Source organism: Vibrio mimicus CAIM 602, assembly GCF_000338875.1.
In the GTDB taxonomy this organism is placed as follows: Bacteria; Pseudomonadota; Gammaproteobacteria; order Enterobacterales; family Vibrionaceae; genus Vibrio; species Vibrio mimicus.
Window position 1 is genome coordinate 1 of sequence record NZ_AOMO01000073.1, and the last position, 2,959, is coordinate 2,959.

The following is a 2,959-nucleotide window of genomic DNA, read 5'->3' on the forward strand; positions in this document are numbered from 1 at the left end:
GAAATAAAGGCCAGTCATTTTCCGATAATGGCTTCATCCGCAGCCTTTCAGATACTACTTCCATTTAGCTGAACCCTCCTTGTTACATAACGCCCGCCTAAGGGGCTGGCAACGCATAACACTAAACTCAAACACAGCAACCGTAACCACCGCGGCTCATTGGGACTGGATACGCCGCGCGTTGACAGTCCCTCTTGAGGCGTTTGTTATATTCCAGCCACTTGGTGATGATGAACTGTATAGCTATTCTCTATATCCGTAATGATCAACCGCAAAACTAAACATGACTTTAATCATAAAAAATGTGCTAACAATTAAGAACCATGTAGGGAGAGGCAAAAGCATTAGTACTAATAATCCACTGCACATAAGGCTTGCTGAAATAAATAATTGAAAATAGCTTCCTTTCAAAGCATTCACAACTAGTGCAGATATTATTGTGTAAGCCCAAATTAGGAGTGCATAGTCAAAAGGAGCAGAAAGGAGCCACGCGATCGCCAATATATGGATATGTATAGCAATAAACAAAAGACGACCTTTAGGTCTTTCTGAATAAAACTTGTTCGTTCCTCGGCTAAAATTCGCGATACAACCAGCTAGCACATCTGCGACTAGAACAAACCCTAATACTATCATCCAAATATTTTCATGAGCTATAGGTCGATATAGCTGAAGATAAATTAACAAACTCCCCACGAGTGCAAACATCGCAGTACATGCAATTTCAATTAATGATTGCTTTTCGCCAAACACCTCATGGAGAGACTTGGGGATTACAAAATATTTCATCTTCATCCTTAATATTTCAGCTAAATTTGACTCGGGAATATAACGCCAGCCTAAGGGGCTGGCAACGCATTACCACTAAACTCAAACACAACAGCCGTAACCACCGCGGCTCAATGGGACTGGAAACGCCGCGCGTTGACAGTCCCTCTTGAGGCGCTTGTTATGCAACAACACCTTGCACTCCTAGTGACACTGCAACTAAAATACAACCCCCAATAACAACGAATCATCAGATCATCCGAATGACCGATACTGTACAACCTCAACTAGATCTAGAGACATTACTGTCTGAAAACTCAACAGATACAGAAACCTCTCAAGACGAACAAACTAACAATAATACTTTAAAACAAAAACTAGAGACGCTAGCCCAAATGATAGGTGTGCGATATAACGCTGATTTTATTGCATATTCAGGTAATATTGGCTCACCAGCAGATCTTAAATTTCGTGCAGAATTAGATGAAGCTCAGCGACATGACAAAGTTATCTTTTGGCTCTCCACTTACGGAGGAGTACCAGATTGCGCTTACCGCATTGCAAGAGCGCTACAGTTACGCTATGAGCATATAACCATCATTGTTGACCGATATTGTAAAAGCTCTGGTACGCTAATATCGTTAGCAGCCGATGAGCTTTGGATGACAGAAAATGGAGAGTTGGGTCCTCTCGACATCCAGTTACTAAGTAAAGATGAGTTTCTGGAGAGAAATTCCGGTCTAGACTCACTACAAGCCTTAAGTACCTTATCCGAACAGAGTGCATCGCTATTTGCTCAGCAATTCATAAGCGCGCGCATGGGAGGAAGAATTAGCACGAAACAAGCTATGGATGTAGCAAGCCGTATTTCCGTTGGCCTACTTAGCAAGATCTACGAACAAATTGAACCATTAAGACTTGGTGAAATATCTCGCTCAATGCGCATTGCTTTTGAATATGGACAACGCCTAGACAAAGGTAATTTGAAGCCAAATGCACTCGGACAATTAATTGCTAGTTACCCATCTCACGGTTACGTAATTGATCACCTAGAAGCAAGTGACAGGCTATTCAACAATGTAAAACTGATTGAAGACAAACTAATCCTAGCAACATTAGACATATTAAATCCGTATGTAGAAAGCCGCATTGGTTCAGAAGATGTGCTAATCCTTAAGCTCAATGATTTTATTGCTATAAAAGACGCAGACGCAGACGCAGACGCAGACGCAGACGCAGACGATTCTGGGCGACATGTCAGTGCTGTCAAGTAATTTTCATGAACAAACGTTAAGATCCATTAAATATGGATATGCACTTCCTTTAAACTATGATATAGGTGTGTCACAGTTAAATGGCTTTGGAGGATAAGAGTTATGAAACCAAATAATTCAGATTTATTTAACAAGGAAGTAGACTTAGCAACAAAGCATAACCAAGAAGTCACCAAAATTTTGATGAAGAATCTTAATAATCAGACAGTGAAGAGTATTCATCAACAAAAAGATTTTTTCAGAGACAGCCTTAGTCAGTATAGAATTAAGACGAACTAACAAGTAAGGCCTGCATTTGCAGGCTTTTTTGTTGCATAACGCCGCGTTAAGGGGTGCAGGCACGCAATACAAAAGCTACCGCACAGCGACTTAATCACCAAACCCAACGCAAACCGAAAATGCCACGCGTGCCAAATCCCACTTAAACGCTTTGTTATGCTTAAGCTTCAATGGCTTACGTTTTACTAAAAACAAGATTAACTCGACTTTGATTTACAAACAAAAACCAAAACGTAGAAAACCGAAATGAATCATAGTTTTGCTATTCAGGTTCGGAATTTTGGCAAATCCAGTTTGAAGTTTGAAAACCTAGAAATGGATTTCTGATTGAGCCAACCGCCCTAACCGCGTACTTGCTCAAGAATTGATTGAGGCAACTCTCAGAGTTTTTAGCGCCAAAGAATAAGAGTCCGGAAAACAACGCTCACAAAAGCCGACTTGCCGACAAACACAAAACCAATCAGCCAAGAGAACAAAGAAAAACCATAACCAACTGATTTTACTTGATTAAGCATAACGCCCGCCTAAGGGGCTGGCAACGCATAACAACCAAACTCAAACACAGCAACCATAACCACTACGGCTCATTGGGACTGGAAACGCCACGCGTTGACAGTCCCTCTKAGGCGTTTGTTATA

The 2,959-nt window shown here is 41.1% G+C and carries 2 protein-coding genes; one reads left to right on the forward strand and one right to left on the reverse strand.

Annotated features, from left to right (window positions below):
* Positions 1-243: 243 nt before the first annotated feature.
* Positions 244-789, reverse strand: coding sequence for a hypothetical protein (locus tag D908_RS02515; protein WP_000873464.1), 546 nt, complete (start codon positions 787-789; stop codon positions 244-246).
* A gap of 242 nt (positions 790-1,031) precedes the next feature.
* Here D908_RS02515 and D908_RS0119950 point away from each other — a divergent pair, with 242 nt between their 5' ends.
* Positions 1,032-2,042 (forward strand): SDH family Clp fold serine proteinase, encoded by a 1,011-nt coding sequence (locus D908_RS0119950; protein ID WP_005527025.1) that lies wholly within the window; start codon positions 1,032-1,034, stop codon positions 2,040-2,042.
* The last annotated feature ends 917 nt before the right edge of the window (positions 2,043-2,959 follow it).